Source organism: Bradyrhizobium sp. LB8.2, assembly GCF_040548035.1.
GTDB lineage: Bacteria > Pseudomonadota > Alphaproteobacteria > Rhizobiales > Xanthobacteraceae > Bradyrhizobium.
Window position 1 is genome coordinate 290,196 of the sequence record NZ_JBEPQV010000002.1, and the last position, 18,398, is coordinate 308,593.

Below are 18,398 nucleotides of genomic sequence, written 5' to 3' on the forward strand. Positions count from 1 at the left end.
GGACCGATGAACGCCTATATCGGAACGCCAACGTCGCGTGTCGACGGCCGTGCCAAAGTCACCGGCGCCGCCAAATACGCCGGCGAATTCCCGGCCGACGGACTCCTCCATGGCTTCGTCGTCGAGGCCACCATTCCATGCGGGCGCATTGCCCGCCTCGACACCAGTGCGGCGCTGCAGGTCAAGGGCGTGCTCGACGTGCTTACGCATGCGAACCGTCCGCCGCTCGCCGACAAGGACGAGGCGTGGAGGGACGAGGTTGCACCGGAGGGTTCGCCTTTCCGTCCACTCTACGACGACACGGTCAAGTTCAACGGCCAGCCGATTGCGTTGGTCGTGGCGGAGGACTGGGAAACCGCGAAATTCGCGGCCACACTGGTGCGGGTCGAGTATGAGCAGCGCGGCTTTGCGACCGACCTCGAGGGCGAGCGCGGCAAGGCTGCCGAGATGGACAAGCCGCATAAGCCGCGCGGCGACGCCGCAGCAACTCTTGCCCAAGCCCGCGTGCGCCACGAGGCGGAGTACGTGATTCCAACAGAGCATCACAACCCGATGGAGCTCTATGCGACCACGGCGATCTGGGACAGCAATGGCAAGCTCACGATCTACGACAAGACGCAGGGCGTTCAAAACGTCCACAAATTTCTCTGCGGCGTGTTCGACAAGAAGCCGGATGACATTCGCGTGGCCTCGCATTACGTCGGCGGCGCCTTCGGCTCCGGCTTGCGGCCGCAATACCAGGTGGTGCTGGCAACGCTTGGCGCGCTCGCACTGAAGCGGTCTGTTCGCGTCGTGCTGACGCGGCAGCAGATGTACGGGCTCGGCTACCGGCCGATGACGATCGAGCGCGTCGGCCTCGGCGCAAAATCCGACGGTACGCTCGATGCGGTCACGCACGAGGCGATTGCCGTCACCTCCCGCTACGAGGATTTCGCACGCAATGACACCGGCTGGGCCGAACAGCTCTACAGCAGCCCGAACAGCCGTTTCTCCCACAAGCTCGTCCACCTCGACGTCTCCACTCCCTGCGACATGCGCGCACCGGGCGCGGCGTCGGGCGTCTGCGCCCTCGAATGCGCCATGGACGAGCTCTCCGTCGCGCTCAAGCTCGACCCGATCGAACTGCGGCTGAAGTGCTATTCGGATCGCGACCAGAGCGAAAACCTCCCCTACACGAGCAAGCAGTTGCGCGAATGCTATGCGCGCGGCGCGGACGCCTTCGGCTGGAGCAGACGCAATCCTGCGCCGCGCTCGATGCGCGATGGCAAAGAGCTGGTCGGCTGGGGCATGGCGACGGGCGTGTGGGAAGCGTTGCAGATGCCGGTCGCGGTGCGCATCGTGCTGACGTCGAACGGACATGCCGAAGTGTCCTGCGCCGCATCCGACATCGGCACCGGTACCTACACCATCGTGGCGCAGGTCGCGGCCGATGCGCTCGGCCTGCCGATCGAGAACATCAGCGTCCGGCTTGCCGATTCCACTCTGCCGCAGGCGCCGGTCGAGGGCGGCTCCTGGATGGCCGCATCGAGCGCGCATGCGGTGCTCGCAGCCGCTGAAGAGGTGCGCAAGGAGCTGTTGCGCTTGGCCGGGAAAATTCATGGCTCGCCGCTCGCCGGCGCCGAGTTGGCCGATACGGTGCTGACCGACGGCAGCATTGCCAGGGCCAGCGACAACCGCCGTGCGGTCTCGATCGCCGACGCGATGCGCCATGGCGGCGTCGAACGTATCGAGAAGGAAAAGCTCAACCAGTTCGGTGAGGACAAGAAGCACGCACGCAATACCCATTCGGCCGTCTTTGCCGAGGTCAAGGTGGACGAATTGCTTGGCGTCATCCGCGTCACGCGGGTCGTGAGCGCAATCGCGGCCGGGCGGATCCTCAACACCAAGACCGGCCGCAGCCAGATCATGGGCGGCGTGGTCTGGGGGATCGGGATGGCCCTGCACGAGGAGACGGTGATGGACCACCGCTTCGGCCGGATCATGAACGCGAACATCGCCGAGTACCACATCCCGGTGAATGCGGATGTTCAGGACATCGACGTGATCTTCGTCGACGAGCCGGACGCGCACATCAACGCGCTCGGCATCAAGGGACTGGGCGAGATCGGCATCGTCGGCGTCCCCGCCGCGATCGCGAACGCCGTCTATCACGCCACCGGCAAACGCATCCGCCGCTTCCCGATTACATTGGACAAAGTGCTCGACTGAGACGTTGCAGCGGTCGCTCGGAGCCGGCCGCTAGACCTCACGACGGAAAGTCAGCCGGCCTGACCTGGATGCGGTCGGCATGCAGCGACCAGTGGTGCAAGGCCTGGTCCTTGCAAAACCTCGCCTTCGCCCGCTCCCTGGCCTCGTTCTCGTCGGTGGCGTCGATCTCGAGCGAGCCCTGGCACACCTCGATCTGCCGGCCGTACTGGCCGAGCACGTCCTTCATGAATCTGACGACATAAGTTGACATGGGACCTCCTGCTGCCACGGCCAGCCCCGGCGACACTCTAATACCATTTAGCCTGAATGAGGGAGGGAGAATTTGACGCGCATCAAGGCCGGTAGGCGGTTCCACGCTGCCCCGGAATGGCAAGCTCCTAACCCTACCCCGGCGTTACCCCGAACGCCTGCTTGAAGCGCTCGGCATAGCGCGGCCAAACCTCGGGATTGATGATGCGCGGCGGGCGTTTGCCGTCGAGCGTGTCCAGCACCTGCTCGGCGGCGATGCGGCCCATGTTCTGGCGCGCCTCGATCGTGACGCCTGCGGTATGCGGGCTCGCCAGCACGTTGTCGAACTGCAGCAGCGGATGCTCCGGCGGCGGCGGCTCCTTGGACCAGACGTCGAGGCCGGCACCCGCGATGCGCTTGTCGCGCAACGCCTGGAGCAGCGCGTCCTCGTCGTGAATGAAGCCCCGGGCCGTGGTGACAAAATACGCATGCGGCTGCATCAGCGCGAACTCGCGCACGCTGATCAAGTTGCGGCTGCCCTTGTTGAGGGGACAGGAGATCGAGACGAAATCGGCGCGGCGCAGCAGCTCGTCGAGTTCGACCTTCTCCCCGCCTCGCTCGGACATCACCTCGGCCGTGAGATACGGATCATAGGCCAGCACCTTCATGCCGAGCAGGCCCTTGCACAGCGCGGCGATGCGGCGGCCGACATTGCCGAGCCCGACGATGCCGACGGTCTTGTGCTCGACCTCGTTGCCGACGAGTTCGTTGCGATTGACGTTGGCCTCCCTGCGAAGCTTGCGGTCGGACTGGATGATACGCTTGGACAGCGTCAGCATCATCGCCAGCGCATGCTCGGCGACCGAATGCGCGTTGCCGCCGGACTGGTTGACGACGAGCACGCCCGCATCGGTGCACGCTTCGGCGTCGACGGGATCGAAGCCCGCGCCGTTGCTGGAAACGAGCAGGAGGTTGGGCGTACGCTTCAGGAAGGCGGCGTCAACATGGAAATGCGGCGCGAGTTCATCGCGAGCAGCCCCGATCTGGTAGACATGGGCCGCGCTCAGGATCGGCGCGTAGAAATCCTCAGGGCTTTCGTTCTCGATGCGATCGAGCCGGACGTCGGGCCGCGCCTTCAGGATGTCGATATAAATCGGATTGGCCAGATATTTGACGTAGAAGACACGCTTGCTGTTGACGGACATCAGGACCCTTCCGGCTCTCTCCAGGAGATCCGCAGGGCCAGCGCAGCGCGCGCTCCTGTCATGCGTTCCTCCGTTCTCTTGTTATGCCCGCTTATGACACGTCGGTACCGGTCGCGGCAGGCCGTCTGGCGCAGATCACGGTGCAGTCCGGACATGTTGACAATCCCGCCCGCCGCGTCAAGTTCGGCAGACCGCCGCGACGGCCAAGACAACGCCTAAGGCAATGGCCAAGACCAAGACGCATGCGCGGCTGAAGGGAGAATGCAATGGCGATTGCGGAGCAACATACCTCGTCCGAGGCGGCGCAGACCTCCAGTGACAAGAGCTGGCACGGCATCGTCCTGCAAACCCTGAAGCGGAACGAGATCAGCCTCATCCCTTACGTGCCCGACCGCGTGCTGACGCCGCTGATCAGGAACCTGCACGCCGATCCCTTCTTCACCACCTTTGCCACCGCCCGTGAGGAGGAAGCCGTCGGCATCGTCTCGGGCGCATGGATGGGCGGACGGCGGGCTGCGGTGCTGATGCAGACCTCCGGCTTTGCCACGCTCGCCAACGTGCTGGCCTCGCTCGCGGTGCCCTACCAGATCCCGCTGATCATGTTCGTGTCCGAGCGCGGCACGCTCGGCGAGTTCAACTACGGCCAGTCGCTGGTCTGCCGCACCATGCGTCCGGTCCTGGATTCGCTGGCGCTCGAGCATCACACCATCACCCGGCTCGACGAGCTCGAATTCATCACCGACCGTTCGATCAAGCAGGCCGTCACGACACAGGCGCCCGTGGCGCTGATCCTCAACCCGCTGCTCACGGGCGGCAAGACTTTCGACAAGTGAGGCCGGCCCAAATGAATACAGACGCGCGCAACACCAAAGTGATGAACCGCTTCGACGTCACCTCGCGCCTGATCGCGAAACTCAAGCACGAGGAAGCCGTGATCGGTGGCATCGGCAACACCAATTTCGATCTCTGGGCCGCCGGCCACCGTCCGCAGAATTTCTACATGCTCGGCAGCATGGGGCTCGCCTTTCCGATCGCGCTGGGCGTGGCGCTGGCGCAGCCGGACCGGCGCGTCTTTGCGCTCGAAGGCGACGGCTCGCTGCTGATGCAGCTTGGCGCGCTCTCGACGATTGCGGCGCTGAAGCCTGAGAACCTCATCATGATCGTGATGGACAACGGCATCTACCAGATCACCGGCGCGCAGCCGACACCCGCCGCGAACGTGGCTGACATCGTCGCCATCGCCGCCGGCTCGGGGCTTGCCAACAGCGCCTGGGCCGCGGACGAAGAAGATTTCGAGCGGCTGGTCGAGGAAGCCATGTCGGCCTCCGGGCCGAGCCTGATCGCCGTCCGCATCGACGACAAGCCGGGCGTCGGCGCCACCCGACGCGATCCCGTGCAGATCCGGGAACGCTTCATGCACGGCCTTGGCGTGCGCGAGGCACTTTAACTTTTTGTCATTAACTACACGGCGATCTGATCCCCGCCTCACTGCAGGCGCGGCAAATCCGTGCTAAGCGGTGCGTATGTCCATTTTCATCCGCTTTTTTGCCTGGCTGCTCGCAGCCGCCGTCACTTTCGCAACACTCGGCCCGCCCGGCCTGCGGCCCCGCTCCGACCTCGGCCAGGACGGCGAGCATGCCCTCGCCTTTGTTCTGGTCGGATTGGCCTTCGGCCTGGCTTACCGGAACCGTCGCTGGGCCGTGGCTGCCGTGGCGGTAATTCTGATCGGCATGCTCGAACTGATGCAATTCTGGGCGCCGGGTCGGCATGCGCGGCTGGAGGATTTTTTGGTCGATGCCGGCACGGCCTGCATCGGCTTTGCGTTCGCGACCGCCGTCGATTGGGTCATGACACGCTTCCGCGCAAATTCGGCCCTGACGAGCGAAGGCCCCGCGGAGTGACGCTCCGCAGGGCCCAATTGTTCAAGCCTAGACTCTGATCGATCAGTCGATGATCTTGACGACGCGGCGTGTGCGCGGCTCGACGATCACGCGGCGATCATTGACGACTGCATAGCGATACTCGGTGTAGTTCGGAACGGGGCGCAGCACAACGGTCGGCGGCAGCGGCTCGCCGACAACGACGCGATCCTCGACGACGACGGAATCGCTACGCGGGATTCCGCCCAGGATCGCATTCGGAATTTCCAGGCCGGCGCCGACCGCTGCACCGACGGTGCCGCCGACCATCGCGCCAACCGGGCCGCCGATGTCGCCGCCCGCACGTGCACCGTTCGCGGCGCCCTCGGCGGTCGTCGACTGAGCAAAGGCTGCGCTTGACACCAGCAGCGACGCGGCAGCCAACGAAATCGCAAGACGGGTTTTCATGTCCTGATGTCTCCAGTGATTGTTGTGCGCCTTCAACCGCGGGGCCGGAGCATTGTTCCGGTTCCCCATGGCGAAAGACGCGCCAGATCCGGAGACGGTTACCGCGTAACAGTTCAGGCCGCGGCGATCTCGTGGCCAGCCATCAGTTCCAGCGCCCGCACCATCGCCGAATGATCCCAGCCCTTGCCGCCATGCGCGGTGCAGGACGAGAACAATTGCTGCGCCACCGCCGTGCTCGGCAACGACAGGCCGAGCGCGCGAGCGCCTTCAAGCGCGAGGTTGAGATCCTTCTGGTGCAGCTCGATGCGGAAACCGGGATCGAAATTGCGCTTCACCATGCGCTCGCCATGCACTTCGAGTATCCGCGACGAGGCAAAGCCGCCCATCAGGGCCTGCCGCACCAGTGCCGGATCGGCGCCGGCTTTCGACGCGAACAGCAGCGCTTCGCTCACCGCCTCGATCGTCAACGCGACGATGATCTGGTTGGCGACCTTCGTTGTCTGGCCGTCGCCATTGGCGCCGACCCGGGTGACGTTCTTTCCCATGCGGTCGAAGATCGGCTTCATGGTGCTGAAGGCACGCTCGGGCCCGCCGACCATGAAGGTGAGGCTTGCCGCCCTGGCACCGACCTCCCCGCCCGAAACCGGTGCGTCGAGATAATCCGCGCCGAGCGCCTCGATCTTCTTTGCGAACTCTTTGGTCGCCAACGGCGAGATCGAGCTCATGTCGACCACGATCTTGCCCTTGGAGATGCCGCTCGCGACGCCGTCCGTGCCGAACAGCACTGCTTCCACATGCGGCGTATCGGGCACCATGATGATGACGGCATCCGCCTCCTCTGCGACCTCCTTGCTCGACTTGCAGGCAACGCCGCCAGCCGCGATCAGCTCCGGCGCGACAGGCGCGACGTCATGCAGGAGAACGCGATGTCCTGCGGCCAGAAGATGGCCGGCCATCGGCCGTCCCATGGTGCCAAGTCCGATGAAGCCGATGTCGATCATGTCCAAATTTCCTCAGGTCTCGAATGTCCGCGCCGCATGCCAGGACAGGCCTTCCAGCGTCGTGGTGCGCGGCTTGTACTCACAGCCGACCCAGCCGCGATAACCGATCGCGTCGAGATGGCGGAACAGGAAGGGATAGTTGATCTCGCCGGTGCCCGGTTCGTGGCGGCCGGGATTGTCGGCGAGCTGGATGTGGGCGATCTGGGGGAGATATTCCTGCATGGTACGGGCGAGGTCACCCTCCATGATCTGCATGTGATAGATGTCGTACTGGACGAACAGGTTGTTCGACCGCACCTCCGAGATGAGCTGCACGGCCTGCTCGGTGCCGTTGAGGAAGAAGCCGGGAATGTCGAGCGTGTTGATCGGCTCGACCAGCAGCTTGATGTTCTCCCGCGCCAGCGTCGAGGCCGCGAAGCGCAAATTCCCGACCAGCGTCTCGTTCAGCTCGCGCGGATCGGCGTCCACTGGCGCGATGCCGACGAGGCAGTTGAGCTGCTCGCAATCGAGCGCCTTGGCATAGTCGATGGCGCGAAACACGCCGTCGCGGAATTCGGCGACGCGATCGGGCAGGATCGCGATGCCGCGCTCGCCTGCGGCCCAGTTGCCGGCCGGCAGATTGTGCAGCACCTGCGTCAGCCCATGGCTGTCGAGCTGCTCGCGCAAAAGCGCCTTGTCGAAATCATAGGGAAAGAGATATTCGACCCCGGAGAAGCCCGCCGCCTTGGCCGCGGCGAAGCGGTCCACGAACGGCATCTCGTTGAAGAGCATGGTGAGGTTGGCGGCGAATTTCGGCATGATGCTGTTCCCTATTCCGCCGGCTGCAGCACGCCGGGCCGCGCGCTCGCGACCTCGTCGAGCGGCAGATCCAGCACCTCCTCGAACTCGACGATGTTGTCGATCTCCGTGCCCATCGCGATGTTGGTGACGCGTTCGAGGATGAACTCGACCATCACGGGCACGCGGTACTTCGCCATCCATTCGCGCGCTGTGGCGAACGCGGCCTGCGAATCCTTGGGATCGGTGACGCGGATCGCCTTGCAACCGAGGCCTTCGGCAACCGCGACGTGATCGACGCCATAGCCACCGAGCTCGGGCGCGTTGATGTTATCGAAGGAGAGCTGGACGTGATAGTCCATGTCGAAGCCACGCTGGGCCTGACGGATCAGCCCGAGATAGGAATTGTTCACGACGACGTGGATGTAGGGCAGATTGAACTGCGCGCCGACTGCGAGCTCCTCGATCAGGAACTGAAAATCGTAGTCGCCGGAGAGCGCGACGATGTCGCGATCCGGGCACGCCGCGCGCACGCCGAGGGCGGCGGGCAGCGTCCAGCCGAGCGGCCCCGCCTGCCCGGCATTGATCCAGTTACGCGGCTTGTAAACGCCGAGGAACTGCGCGCCGGCGATTTGCGACAGGCCGATCACCGAGACGTAGCAGGTGTCACGGCCAAACGCCTTGGTCATCTCCTCGTAGACGCGCTGGGGCTTGATCGGGACGTTGTCGAAATGGCTCTTGCGCAGCATCGTCTTCTTGCGATCGCGGCAGGCCGCGGGCCACGCCTGGCGCTCGCGTAACCTGCCTGACCGGCGCCACTCCCTGGCGACGGCGACGAACAGTTCGAGCGCGGCCTTCGCGTCCGAGACGATGCCGAGATCGGGATTGAACACGCGCCCGATCTGGGTCGGCTCGATATCGACATGCACGAAGGTGCGACCTTTGGTGTAGGTCTCGACCGAGCCGGTGTGACGGTTGGCCCAGCGGTTGCCGATACCGAGCACGAAATCGGATTCGAGCATCGTGGCGTTGCCGTAACGATGGCTGGTCTGGAGACCGACCATGCCGGCCATCAGCACGTGGTCGTCGGGGATGGCGCCCCACCCCATCAACGTCGGCACCACCGGAACATTCGCGATCTCGGCAAACTCGACCAGCAGGTCCGAGGCGTCCGCATTGATGACGCCACCGCCCGCCACGATCAGCGGCCGCTCGGCGGCGTTGAGCATCTCCAGCGCCTTCTCGACCTGCTTGCGCGTCGCGGTGGGCTTGTAGACCGGCAGTGGCTCGTAGGTCTCGTCGTCGAACTCGATCTCGGCGAGTTGCACGTCGAGCGGCATGTCGATCAGCACCGGCCCCGGGCGGCCGGAGCGCATCACGTGAAAAGCCTGGCTGAACACGCGGGGCACCAGCGCGGGCTCGCGCACGGTCACCGCCCATTTGGTCACGGGCTTTGCGATCGACTCGATGTCGACGGCCTGGAAATCTTCCTTGTAGAGCCGCGCCCGTGGCGCCTGCCCCGTAATGCAGAGAATCGGGATGGAATCGGCGATCGCCGAATAAAGCCCGGTGATCATGTCGGTGCCCGCTGGCCCCGAGGTTCCGATGCAGACGCCGATGTTGCCGGCCTTGGCCCGCGTGTAGCCCTCGGCCATGTGCGAGGCACCCTCGACATGCCGCGCCAGGATATGGCGGATCGAACCGCGCTTCTTCAGCGCCGAGTAGAGCGGATTGATCGCGGCCCCGGGAACGCCGAAGGCAGTCGAGATGCCTTCCTTCTCCAGAATTCGCACGGCAGCATCGATGGCTCGTATTTTCGCCATATCGGACCTCGCTCGGTTGCATTGGCTGAGCGAGATCATCGGGCGCGCAGGATACGATCTCAACGAGATCGATTTTATTTTCCACGATGCGGCAGCCGCGGAAAAAACGCGGCGGTCTCAATCGGTTAGGTCGAGAAACGCGTGAAAGCGCTCACTCGAACAGCGGCGCCAGCTCCATCTGCGGCACCAGCACGAGACCCTTGTCGGTGATGCGAATTTCCGGAATGACCGATAGCGGAATCAAATTGAAGCCCATGTAGGGGATGGTGCAGCCGGCCTCCGCCCATTCCTTCTTCAGAGCCTTGACCTCCTCGGCCACCTCCGTGACGCGCTTGTCGGACAAGAGCCCGGCGATTGGCAGCGGCACCAGCGCCCTCACCTTGCCGTCGGCGACGACACAGACGGCGCCCTGCTGTGCCTTGATGGCCGATATCGCTGCCTGCATATCGGCCTCGTTGGTTCCGGCAACGATGATGTTGTGGCTGTCGTGCCCGACGCTGGAGGCCACCGCCCCGCGCTTCAGGCCAAAATCCTTCAGCAAGCCATAGGCGACGTTGCCGGCCGATTTGCCGTGGCGCTCGACCACCGTAACGAAGCACAGGCCGTAGCGCGCAAACAGCGACGGCCAGTCTTCTGCGGGCTCGATTGCGATCTTCTCATGGATGAGCGTGATGCCGGGCAGCGCGGTTTTGATCGCGTTGACGGTACAGGCTTTCGCCGGCAACTCCGGCGTCAACTTGACCTTCTCGGGCAGCTTCACGGTCGCATAGGCCGCCCTCGGATATTGATAACGCTGCGACAGCGCCTGATCGAGCTTCGGCGTGATCTTACGGTGCTCGACCACGAGTTCGCCGCCGTACCAGGTGCATTGCGGCCTGAGATTGTCGTCCATCAGCACCAGATCGGCGCGGCGGCCGCCGCCGAGCCCGCCGATATCGCCATCGACGCCAAAACGCGTCGCACCATGCAGCGACCCCATCGACCAGGCCTGCTCGGGCGACATTCCCGCCTTCACCGCCTCCCGCACCACCCAGTCGAGGCCGAACAGCAGCAGATCATCGGCGTCGCGGTCATCGGTGCACACGGCGGTGCGCTTGTGCGAGGCGCCGAGCTCGGTGATGGTGCGGATCGCCTGCGGCAGCGAGTGCCATGGCGTGGTCGGCGGGCCGCCGCGCAAAAACACCCAGACGCCGGCATCGAGCAAATCGTCGGCGATGTCGCGGTCGATCGCCTCATGGGTGTCGGTGACGCCGGATGCCGCATAGGCCGCAACGAATTCGCGGCCATAGACATGGCCGGACACCGGTCGCCCGCGCTTCAGGGCGGCGGCGAGGATGGCGTGGCTGCGTTCATCGCCCATGGTGACAGGCACAAAATCCATCTTCTCGCCGAGCCCGACTGCTTCCGGCCAGCGGTCGAACAGGCCGGCGATCTTGTCCGGCGTGAGGTCGCCGCCCGCAGTCTCCAGTGCGGCCGAGGTGGCCGGTACCGTGCTCGGCACCGTCAGGAAGATCGAAAGCGGGGCTTCGCGCGCGTCCTCCAACATGGCTTCAACGCCGGCGACGTCCATGACGTTGCCGATCTCGTGGCTGTCGCAGAAGATCGTGGTGGTGCCGTTGAGCAGTGCCGCCTCGGCATAGGCGCAGGCCGTCACCATCGAGGATTCGATGTGGATGTGCGGATCGACCAGGCCCGGCGCGATGATGCCGCCGGCGGCGTCGTACAGCGGCACGTTGCCGAAGAATCGCTTCGCAGCCCCCGCCGGCTTCACCGCCGCAATGCGCCCCCCGGTAATCCAGACCTCGCGGTTCGCGTGGATACGCTCGGAATAGGTCGAGAGCACCCGCGCACCTGATATGACGAGATCGGGCGCGACGCGCGCGGAGGCGACATCGGCCAGACGCCGCGTCATCGCGTGCAGCGGTGCGACGGCAAAGCGGGTGAGTTTTGTCATGAGCGCTCTCGCGGGATGTTACGGCCCGCGATGGTTACGCCCTGAGCCAGACCGGGCAAGCTCAAATGTAACAGCACGCCTGCTTACGCCTTGGGTGGAACGCCTGCCGTCCCTGACCTTCTGCGCGGGTTCCGCGTTTTCGACGGTGGTGCGGCAGCGGGCTTGACCCGAATCCGCATCGACCGCCCCTTCGGCTCATCGATCTCGAAGGAGTTTGTCTTCCGCACGAGGTCACTCAGCTTGCGGAAACCGAACGTCCTCGGATCGAAATCGGACGCCAGATTGGCAAGCTGCCGCCCGACCTCCCCGAGCGTGACCCAGCCGTCTTCGCTCTCCATCTGGGTGATGACCCTCTTGATGATGGGGGTTGCCCCATCGGGCGGCTGAAGTGGCGCTGACCTCGCCGCCGCATCCTGCGTGTTCGCGGGGGCGGGAAGCAGGTTCTCCGTATAGACGAACCTTCGGCAGGCCTGCCGGAAGCTTTCCGGCGTCTTCTGCTCGCCGAACCCAAAGACATCGACGCCCTGCTCGCGGATACGGGCGGCAAGACGGGTAAAGTCGCTGTCGGACGACACCAGGCAGAAGCCATCGAACCGGCCGCTGTGCAGCAGGTCCATCGCGTCGATGACCAGCGTTATGTCGGATGCATTCTTTCCCGTCGTATAGGCGAATTGCTGCTGCGGGATGATGGCGTGTTTCGACAGGATGTCGGCCCAGCCCCTGGACCTGGCATTGGAGAAATCGCCGTAGATGCGGCGGACGCTGGCCTCGCCGATCTTGGCGATCTCCTCGAACAGTCCATCCGCGATCTTGGCCGAAGCATTGTCGGCATCAATCAGGACGGCGAGACGGGGCGAACGGAGCTCTGACGGCATGACTTTCCCCAAAAGGACGCGACAACGGTGGACGGATATACCGATGTCGGGGCTCTTGCCGCCAGAGCTGATTTCTCCCGCAAGGTGGCGATGGAGCGCAGGCCTGGCTCAACCCGGCTTTGCCGCCGGCATCACGCCGCCAAGCGCTGCCGTCAGTTCCGCCGCGACGTCCCGCACCACGCGGCCGATCTCGGGCAGCCGGGCGTCGGTGACGCGGCTGGTCAAGCCGGACACTGAGATCGCGGCGAGCGGCTCGGCGCTGGGGCTGTAGACCACGGCTGCGACGCAGCGCAGACCCATCTCGGCCTCTTCATCATCCACCGCAAAACCCTGCTTGCGGATGGTCGCGAGCTCCCTGAACAGATCGCTCGGTCGCACGATGGATTTCTCGGTCAGGCGTGGCATGCCGTGATGGCGGATGACGGCACCGACGTCCTCGTCGGAGTAGGTCGCAAGCACCGCCTTGCCGACACCCGATGTCACCATGGCGACGCGACCGCCGACCTTGGTCAGCGAGCGCATGATCTCGCGGCTCTCCATCCGGGTCAGCACGATGATGAACTCGTCGTCGACGACGGCGAGATTGGCGGTCTCGCGGGTGAGATCGCGCAGCTTGCGCAAATAGGGAATGGCCTGGGCGCTGAAATTGCGCCGTCGGGCAAAGCTCGCGCCGACCGTGAAGCTGCGCACGCCGACATGCCATTTGGATTCGGCGCGGTCGAATTGCACGAAGCGGCGGCTTTCCAGCGTCGCCAGCAGGCGGTGCACGGTTGAGGCCGACAGGCCGGTGCGGACGGCGAGATCGCTGAGGCGATAGCCTTCGTCGTCCTCGGCCAGTGTCTCGAGGATCGACAGCGCGCGGCCGACGGACTGCACACCGCCGTCGCGCGCGTCGTGGTCAGCCTCCGATGACGATCGAGGCTCGAGCGATTTGCGCCGGATCACGTTCTTGCCCATCGCGACCTGACAATTGTCACCTCTCTCCGCGTGCGGAGAGAGGTGAAAGTCCTCGTGTCAGAGCAGCCCTGCCCCGCGCGCCCATTTGTACTTGGCGCCCAGAACCTCGACCGGCAGTTCGGTCGAATAGGCATAGGCCGGGATGCCGTTCTGGTAGAGATATTCGGCGGCTTCCTCGACCTCGACGTCGCCGGCGAGCGAGGCGACGATCGGCTTCACAAAACCCTTCGCCTCCATCTCCTTCTTCACCTCGATCATGTTGCGGGCGAACACCATCGGCGGCGTGACGATAGTGTGCCAGTAGCCGAGGATCAGCGAATGGATGCGCTCGTCCGTCAGGCCGAGCTTGACCGTGTTGACGTAGGTGATCGGCGGCTCGCCGCCGGTGATGTCCACAGGATTTCCGGCCGCGCCGAACGGCGGGATGAACTTGCGGAAGGCCGCATCGAGATCCGGCGGCATCGACATCAGCGACAGGCCGTTGTCGACGCAGGAGTCCGACAGCAGCACGCCCGAGCCGCCTGCGCCGGTGATGATCAGGACGTTCTCGCCCTTGGGCGTCGGCAGCACCGGCACGCCGCGCGCGAACTCGAGCAGCTGCCGCAGCGAGCGGGCGCGGATCACGCCGGACTGCGCCAGGACGTCCTCGTAGATCTTGTCGTTGCCGGCGAGCGCGCCGGTGTGCGACGAGGCTGCCTTCGCACCGGCGGAGGTGCGGCCGGCCTTGAGCACGATGACAGGCTTCTTCTTGGAGACGCGTTTTGCGGCTTCGGCAAAGGCGCGGCCGTCCTTGAGATCCTCGCAGTGCTGCGCAATCAGGTTGGTGTTCGGATCCTGCTCGAAGAAGGCGAGCAGATCGTCCTCGTCGATATCGGACTTGTTGCCGAGACCGACGATGGCCGACACACCCATTTTTGCCGAGCGCGAAAAACCGATGATGGCCATGCCGATGCCACCCGACTGCGATGACAGCGCCGCGTGGCCCTTGACGTCGTAGGCGGTGCAGAAGGTCGCGCAGAGATTGGCCGGCGTATAGTAGAAGCCGTAGATGTTCGGCCCCATCAGGCGGATGTCGTACTTCTTGCCGACCTCGACGATCTCGGCCTGGAGCTCCGGCGCGCCGGCTTCCGCGAAGCCCGACGGAATCAGAACCGCGCCGGGAATTTTCTTCTCGCCGCATTCGGTCAGCGCCGCGGCCACGAACTTCGCGGGAATCGCGAACACCGCGGTGTCGATCACGCCCGGCACGTCCTTGACGCTCTTATACGCCTTGTAGCCGAGGATTTCGGCGGCCTTGGGATGGATCGGGTAGATGTCGCCCTTGTAGCCGCCGTTGATGAGGTTCTTCATCACGGAATTGCCGATCTTGCCGTCTTCGGCCGAGGCACCGACCACGGCAACCGCCTTCGGCTGCATGATGCGGCTCATGGCCGCGACGATCTCTTCGGTCGGGCGCGGCTTCGGCTTGGGCACGTAAGCGAAATCGACGACGATGCGGACGTCGGCGGCGATCGCGTCCTTTGCCGTCGCGAACACCGGGTTGAGATCGAGCTCGACCATCTCGGGGAAATCAGTGACGAGCTGCGAGACCTTGACGATGATATCCGCAAGCGCCGTGCGGTTCACCGGCTCGCCGCCGCGAACGCCCTTCAAAATCTCATGCGCCTGGATGCCGTCGAGCATCGACAGCGCGTCTTGCTTGGTCGCGGGCGCCAGGCGGAAGGTGATGTCCTTCAGGACCTCGACCAGCACGCCGCCAAGGCCGAAGGCAACCAGCTTGCCGAACGAAGCGTCGGTGATCGACCCGACGATCACTTCGGTGCCGCCGGCCAGCATCTGCTGCACCTGGACGCCCTCGATCTTGGCATCGGATTTGTACTTCTTGGCGTTGCCGAGAATGGTGTCGTAGGCCTTCTCGGCGTCTTCGGCCGTCTTGAGGCCGACGATGACGCCGCCGGCTTCGGTCTTGTGGAGAATGTCCGGCGAGACGATCTTCATCACCACCGGGAAGCCCATGGACGAGGCCATCTTGCCAGCCTCGCCGGCCGACTTCGCCACGCCCTCCTTCGGCACCGGAATGCCGTAGGCGTCGCAGACCAGCTTGCCTTCCGGCGCGGTCAGGCTGGTGCGGTTGTCCGCCTTGACCTGGTCAAGCACCTTGCGGACGGCATCTTTGGAATTGGACATGTGGCTTCTCCCTGGACCTTAGTTCTTTCTCAAAGCGCGCGCGTGTTGCGGCTGCCCGTGATGCTTGCCAATCGCCGCGCTCTGTTCCATGTCGCGGAGCGGAGTGGCGTAAGCCTGAGACTACTCCGCAGCTTTGGATCAAAAATGGCTGGCGATGGCATTTGGTATGCCAGAAGCCAACTTGTCAAGCTGCAGCGCACCTTAGAATGCTGCGAAAAATAGGCAGCTTGACATTCTGGTATTTGGTATGCCAAAAACTTTCCGGTCAATATTCCTGTAAAAGACGACTCCCACTGGAGGAGATTCGTCGTGTCACTGCGGAAACCAACCAAGGCGTTGCCGAACATGGCCGAGGCAGATATCGCAATCGTTCGTATTGCCCCGGAGAGCAGCTTCAAGAACAAGGCGTATGACGCCTTGAAGCAAGCTATCCTCAAGATGGACATCTACTCGACGCCCGAGCCGGTGATGCTCGACGAGCGCGCGCTGTCAGAACGCCTGGGTGTGAGCCGCACGCCGATCCGCGAAGCCATCGCGATGCTCGAGCAGGACGGTCTCGTGAAAACGGTTCCGCGCCGCGGCATCATGGTGGTGCGAAGGACCAAGACCGAGATAGTGGACATGATCCGCGCCTGGGCGGCGCTGGAAAGCATGGCGGCCCGCCTCATCACCACCACCGCGCGCAAGAAAGACATCACGGCGCTGCGCGACTACTTCAAGGACTTTGGCAAGGACCGCCTGCCCGAGGATCACGTCGAGGAATATTCGCGCGCCAACATCGCCTTCCACCAGGCGCTGATCTCGCTGTCGGAATCGTCGGTGCTGGTCGATCTCACCAACGACCTCCTGCTGCACGTGCGCGGCTATCGCCAGCTGACTATCGGACGCAAGGACCGCACAGCGACTTCGCTGCCCGAGCATCTCGGCATGATCGAAGCACTGGAAGCGCGCGACACCGAGCTCGCCGAGAAGCGCGCCCGCGACCACACCCTCGGCCTTGCTGCTTACGTCGAAGCGCACGGCCAGGAATTATTCAACTAGCAACGTTCACCAGAAGGGCGAAGCACTCGCCCCAGTAGCTGAGACCAGGGAGACAACGCCCATGCTGAATACCGCGACCAAGTCCGAAGCACCGGGCACCGAGCAGGAATTGACGGATGGTTTTCATCTCGTTATCGACGCGCTCAAGCTGAACGGCATCAACACGATCTATAATGTGCCGGGCATCCCGATTACGGATTTGGGCCGCATGGCGCAGGCGGCCGGTATTCGCATGATCTCGTTCCGCCACGAGCAGAACGCCGGTTATGCGGCGGGGATCGCCGGCTACCTCACCAAGAAGCCCGGGATCTGCCTCACCGTCTCCGCGCCAGGCTTCCTCAACGGTCTCACCGCGCTCGCGCACGCCACCACCAACTGCTACCCGATGATCCTGATCTCGGGCTCCTCCGAGCGCGAGATCGTCGACCTCCAGCAGGGCGACTACGAAGAGATGGACCAGCTCGCGATTGCCAAGCCGCTGTGCAAGGCGGCTTATCGCGTGCTGCACGCCCAGGACATCGGCATCGGCCTGGCCCGCGCCATCCGTGCCGCCGTCTCCGGCCGTCCCGGCGGCGTCTATCTCGATTTGCCGGCAAAGCTATTCGGCCAGGTGATGAACGCCGATGCCGGCCGGAAGTCGCTGGTCAAGGTGATCGACGCGGCTCCCGCGCAGATCCCCTCGCCCGCTTCCATCAAGCGCGCGCTTGATGTGTTGAAGAACGCAAAACGTCCGCTCATCATCCTCGGCAAGGGCGCGGCCTACGCGCAGGCCGACGAGGAGATCAAAACCTTCGTCGAGAAGAGCGGCGTCCCCTTCCTGCCGATGAGCATGGCCAAGGGCCTCCTCTCCGACACCCATCCGCAATGCGCAGGTGCTGCTCGCTCGACGGTGCTGAAAGAATCCGACGTCGTGCTGCTGATTGGCGCCCGGCTGAACTGGCTGCTCTCGCACGGCAAGGGCAAGAACTGGGGCGAAGCGCCCAAGAAGTTCATCCAGGTCGACATCGAGCCCAGGGAAATGGACTCCAACGTCGAGATCGTCGCACCGGTCGTCGGCGACATCGGCTCGGTCGTCTCCGCCTTCAACCAGGCGATGGCTTCGGGCTGGACCGCCCCGCCGACCGAATGGACCAAGGCGATTTCGACCAAGCGTGAAGAGAACGTCGCCAAGATGGCGCCGAAGCTCATGAACAACAAATCGCCGATGGACTATCACGGCGCGCTCGGCGTGCTGAAGAACGTGATCAAGGATCATCCCGAGGCGATCCTCGTCAACGAGGGCGCCAACACGCTCGATCTCGCCCGCGGCGTCATCGACATGTACAAGCCGCGCAAGCGTCTCGACGTCGGCACCTGGGGCGTGATGGGCATCGGCATGGGCCAGGCGATCGCGGCAACGCTTGAGACCGGCCACCCCGTGCTCGCGGTGGAAGGCGACAGCGCGTTCGGCTTCTCCGGCATGGAGGTCGAGACCATCTGCCGCTACAATTTGCCGATCTGCATCGTCATCTTCAACAATGACGGCATCTATCGCGGCACCGACGTCAACGGCGCTAATTCCGATCCGGCGACGACGGTCTTCGTCAAGGGTGCGCGCTACGACAAGATGATGGAAGCCTTCGGTGGCGTCGGCGTGAACGCGACCTCGCCGGACGAGCTCAAGCGCGCCGTCAACGAGGCGATGGCCTCGGGCAAGCCGACGCTCATCAACGCGGTGATCGATCCGGCTGCAGGTTCCGAGAGCGGCCGCATCGGCAACCTCAATCCGCAGAGCGTTCTGCAGAAGAAAAAGTAAGTCCTCCCCTTCAACCCTTT

Annotated in this window: 16 protein-coding genes; 6 read left to right on the top strand and 10 right to left on the bottom strand. The window is 64.2% G+C overall.

All coding sequences use genetic code 11. The annotated features are described in order from the left end of the window. Positions 1 to 6 precede the first annotated feature (6 nt). Positions 7 to 2,208 carry a xanthine dehydrogenase family protein molybdopterin-binding subunit gene (locus ABIB06_RS03725; RefSeq protein WP_354125566.1) on the top strand — a complete coding sequence of 734 codons (2,202 nt, stop codon included), beginning with the start codon at positions 7 to 9 and terminating at the stop codon, positions 2,206 to 2,208. A 37-nt stretch (positions 2,209 to 2,245) separates the two neighbouring features. Here ABIB06_RS03725 and ABIB06_RS03730 read toward each other — a convergent pair whose 3' ends face one another. After that, on the bottom strand, positions 2,246 to 2,458 hold the full coding sequence (locus ABIB06_RS03730) for a hypothetical protein (RefSeq protein ID WP_247350040.1): 213 nt from the start codon (positions 2,456 to 2,458) through the stop codon (positions 2,246 to 2,248). A 133-nt stretch (positions 2,459 to 2,591) separates the two neighbouring features. Further along, positions 2,592 to 3,641 (bottom strand): hydroxyacid dehydrogenase, encoded by a 1,050-nt coding sequence (locus tag ABIB06_RS03735; protein WP_354044440.1) that lies wholly within the window; start codon positions 3,639 to 3,641, stop codon positions 2,592 to 2,594. Between the two features lie 266 nt (positions 3,642 to 3,907). On the opposite strand from ABIB06_RS03735, the gene ABIB06_RS03740 reads away from it, so the two are divergent. The 3 genes from ABIB06_RS03740 (at position 3,908) to ABIB06_RS03750 (ending at position 5,542) form a co-directional block, all read left to right on the top strand. Continuing rightward, positions 3,908 to 4,474, top strand: coding sequence for a decarboxylase (locus ABIB06_RS03740; RefSeq protein ID WP_354044443.1), 567 nt, complete (start codon positions 3,908 to 3,910; stop codon positions 4,472 to 4,474). An 11-nt stretch (positions 4,475 to 4,485) separates the two neighbouring features. Further along, on the top strand, positions 4,486 to 5,088 hold the full coding sequence (locus tag ABIB06_RS03745; protein ID WP_247444980.1) for a thiamine pyrophosphate-dependent enzyme: 603 nt from the start codon (positions 4,486 to 4,488) through the stop codon (positions 5,086 to 5,088). Positions 5,089 to 5,164: 76 nt separating this feature from the next. Beyond that, positions 5,165 to 5,542: a VanZ family protein gene (locus ABIB06_RS03750; protein WP_354044448.1), complete on the top strand. Its 378-nt coding sequence runs from the start codon at positions 5,165 to 5,167 to the stop codon at positions 5,540 to 5,542. Positions 5,543 to 5,584: 42 nt separating this feature from the next. Here ABIB06_RS03750 and ABIB06_RS03755 read toward each other — a convergent pair whose 3' ends face one another. From ABIB06_RS03755 to ABIB06_RS03790, 8 genes are all read right to left on the bottom strand, one after another. Next, complete coding sequence (locus ABIB06_RS03755) at positions 5,585 to 5,968, bottom strand: DUF1236 domain-containing protein (protein WP_354044452.1); 384 nt, start codon at positions 5,966 to 5,968, stop codon at positions 5,585 to 5,587. 113 nt (positions 5,969 to 6,081) lie between these two features. Further along, entirely contained in the window at positions 6,082 to 6,969 is an 888-nt protein-coding gene (locus ABIB06_RS03760; protein ID WP_354125567.1) for a 2-hydroxy-3-oxopropionate reductase, read from the bottom strand. A 12-nt stretch (positions 6,970 to 6,981) separates the two neighbouring features. Further along, on the bottom strand, positions 6,982 to 7,767 hold the full coding sequence (gene hyi, locus ABIB06_RS03765) for a hydroxypyruvate isomerase (protein WP_354044458.1): 786 nt from the start codon (positions 7,765 to 7,767) through the stop codon (positions 6,982 to 6,984). A gap of 11 nt (positions 7,768 to 7,778) precedes the next feature. Beyond that, positions 7,779 to 9,569: a glyoxylate carboligase gene (gcl, locus tag ABIB06_RS03770; RefSeq protein WP_354044462.1), complete on the bottom strand. Its 1,791-nt coding sequence runs from the start codon at positions 9,567 to 9,569 to the stop codon at positions 7,779 to 7,781. A gap of 151 nt (positions 9,570 to 9,720) precedes the next feature. Continuing rightward, positions 9,721 to 11,523, bottom strand: a complete 1,803-nt coding sequence (locus ABIB06_RS03775) for an adenine deaminase C-terminal domain-containing protein (protein WP_354044465.1) — start codon at positions 11,521 to 11,523, stop codon at positions 9,721 to 9,723. Positions 11,524 to 11,606: 83 nt separating this feature from the next. Continuing rightward, a complete protein-coding gene (locus ABIB06_RS03780; RefSeq protein ID WP_247350018.1) occupies positions 11,607 to 12,398 on the bottom strand; it encodes an NYN domain-containing protein in 792 nt (263 codons plus the stop codon). 108 nt (positions 12,399 to 12,506) lie between these two features. Beyond that, positions 12,507 to 13,355, bottom strand: coding sequence for an IclR family transcriptional regulator (locus tag ABIB06_RS03785; protein ID WP_354044470.1), 849 nt, complete (start codon positions 13,353 to 13,355; stop codon positions 12,507 to 12,509). A 57-nt stretch (positions 13,356 to 13,412) separates the two neighbouring features. Then, positions 13,413 to 15,542, bottom strand: a complete 2,130-nt coding sequence (locus tag ABIB06_RS03790) for an acetate--CoA ligase family protein (protein ID WP_354044473.1) — start codon at positions 15,540 to 15,542, stop codon at positions 13,413 to 13,415. Positions 15,543 to 15,887: 345 nt separating this feature from the next. On the opposite strand from ABIB06_RS03790, the gene ABIB06_RS03795 reads away from it, so the two are divergent. Further along, on the top strand, positions 15,888 to 16,583 hold the full coding sequence (locus ABIB06_RS03795; protein ID WP_247350268.1) for a GntR family transcriptional regulator: 696 nt from the start codon (positions 15,888 to 15,890) through the stop codon (positions 16,581 to 16,583). A 61-nt stretch (positions 16,584 to 16,644) separates the two neighbouring features. Next, positions 16,645 to 18,378 (top strand): oxalyl-CoA decarboxylase, encoded by a 1,734-nt coding sequence (gene oxc, locus ABIB06_RS03800; protein WP_354044476.1) that lies wholly within the window; start codon positions 16,645 to 16,647, stop codon positions 18,376 to 18,378. The last annotated feature ends 20 nt before the right edge of the window (positions 18,379 to 18,398 follow it).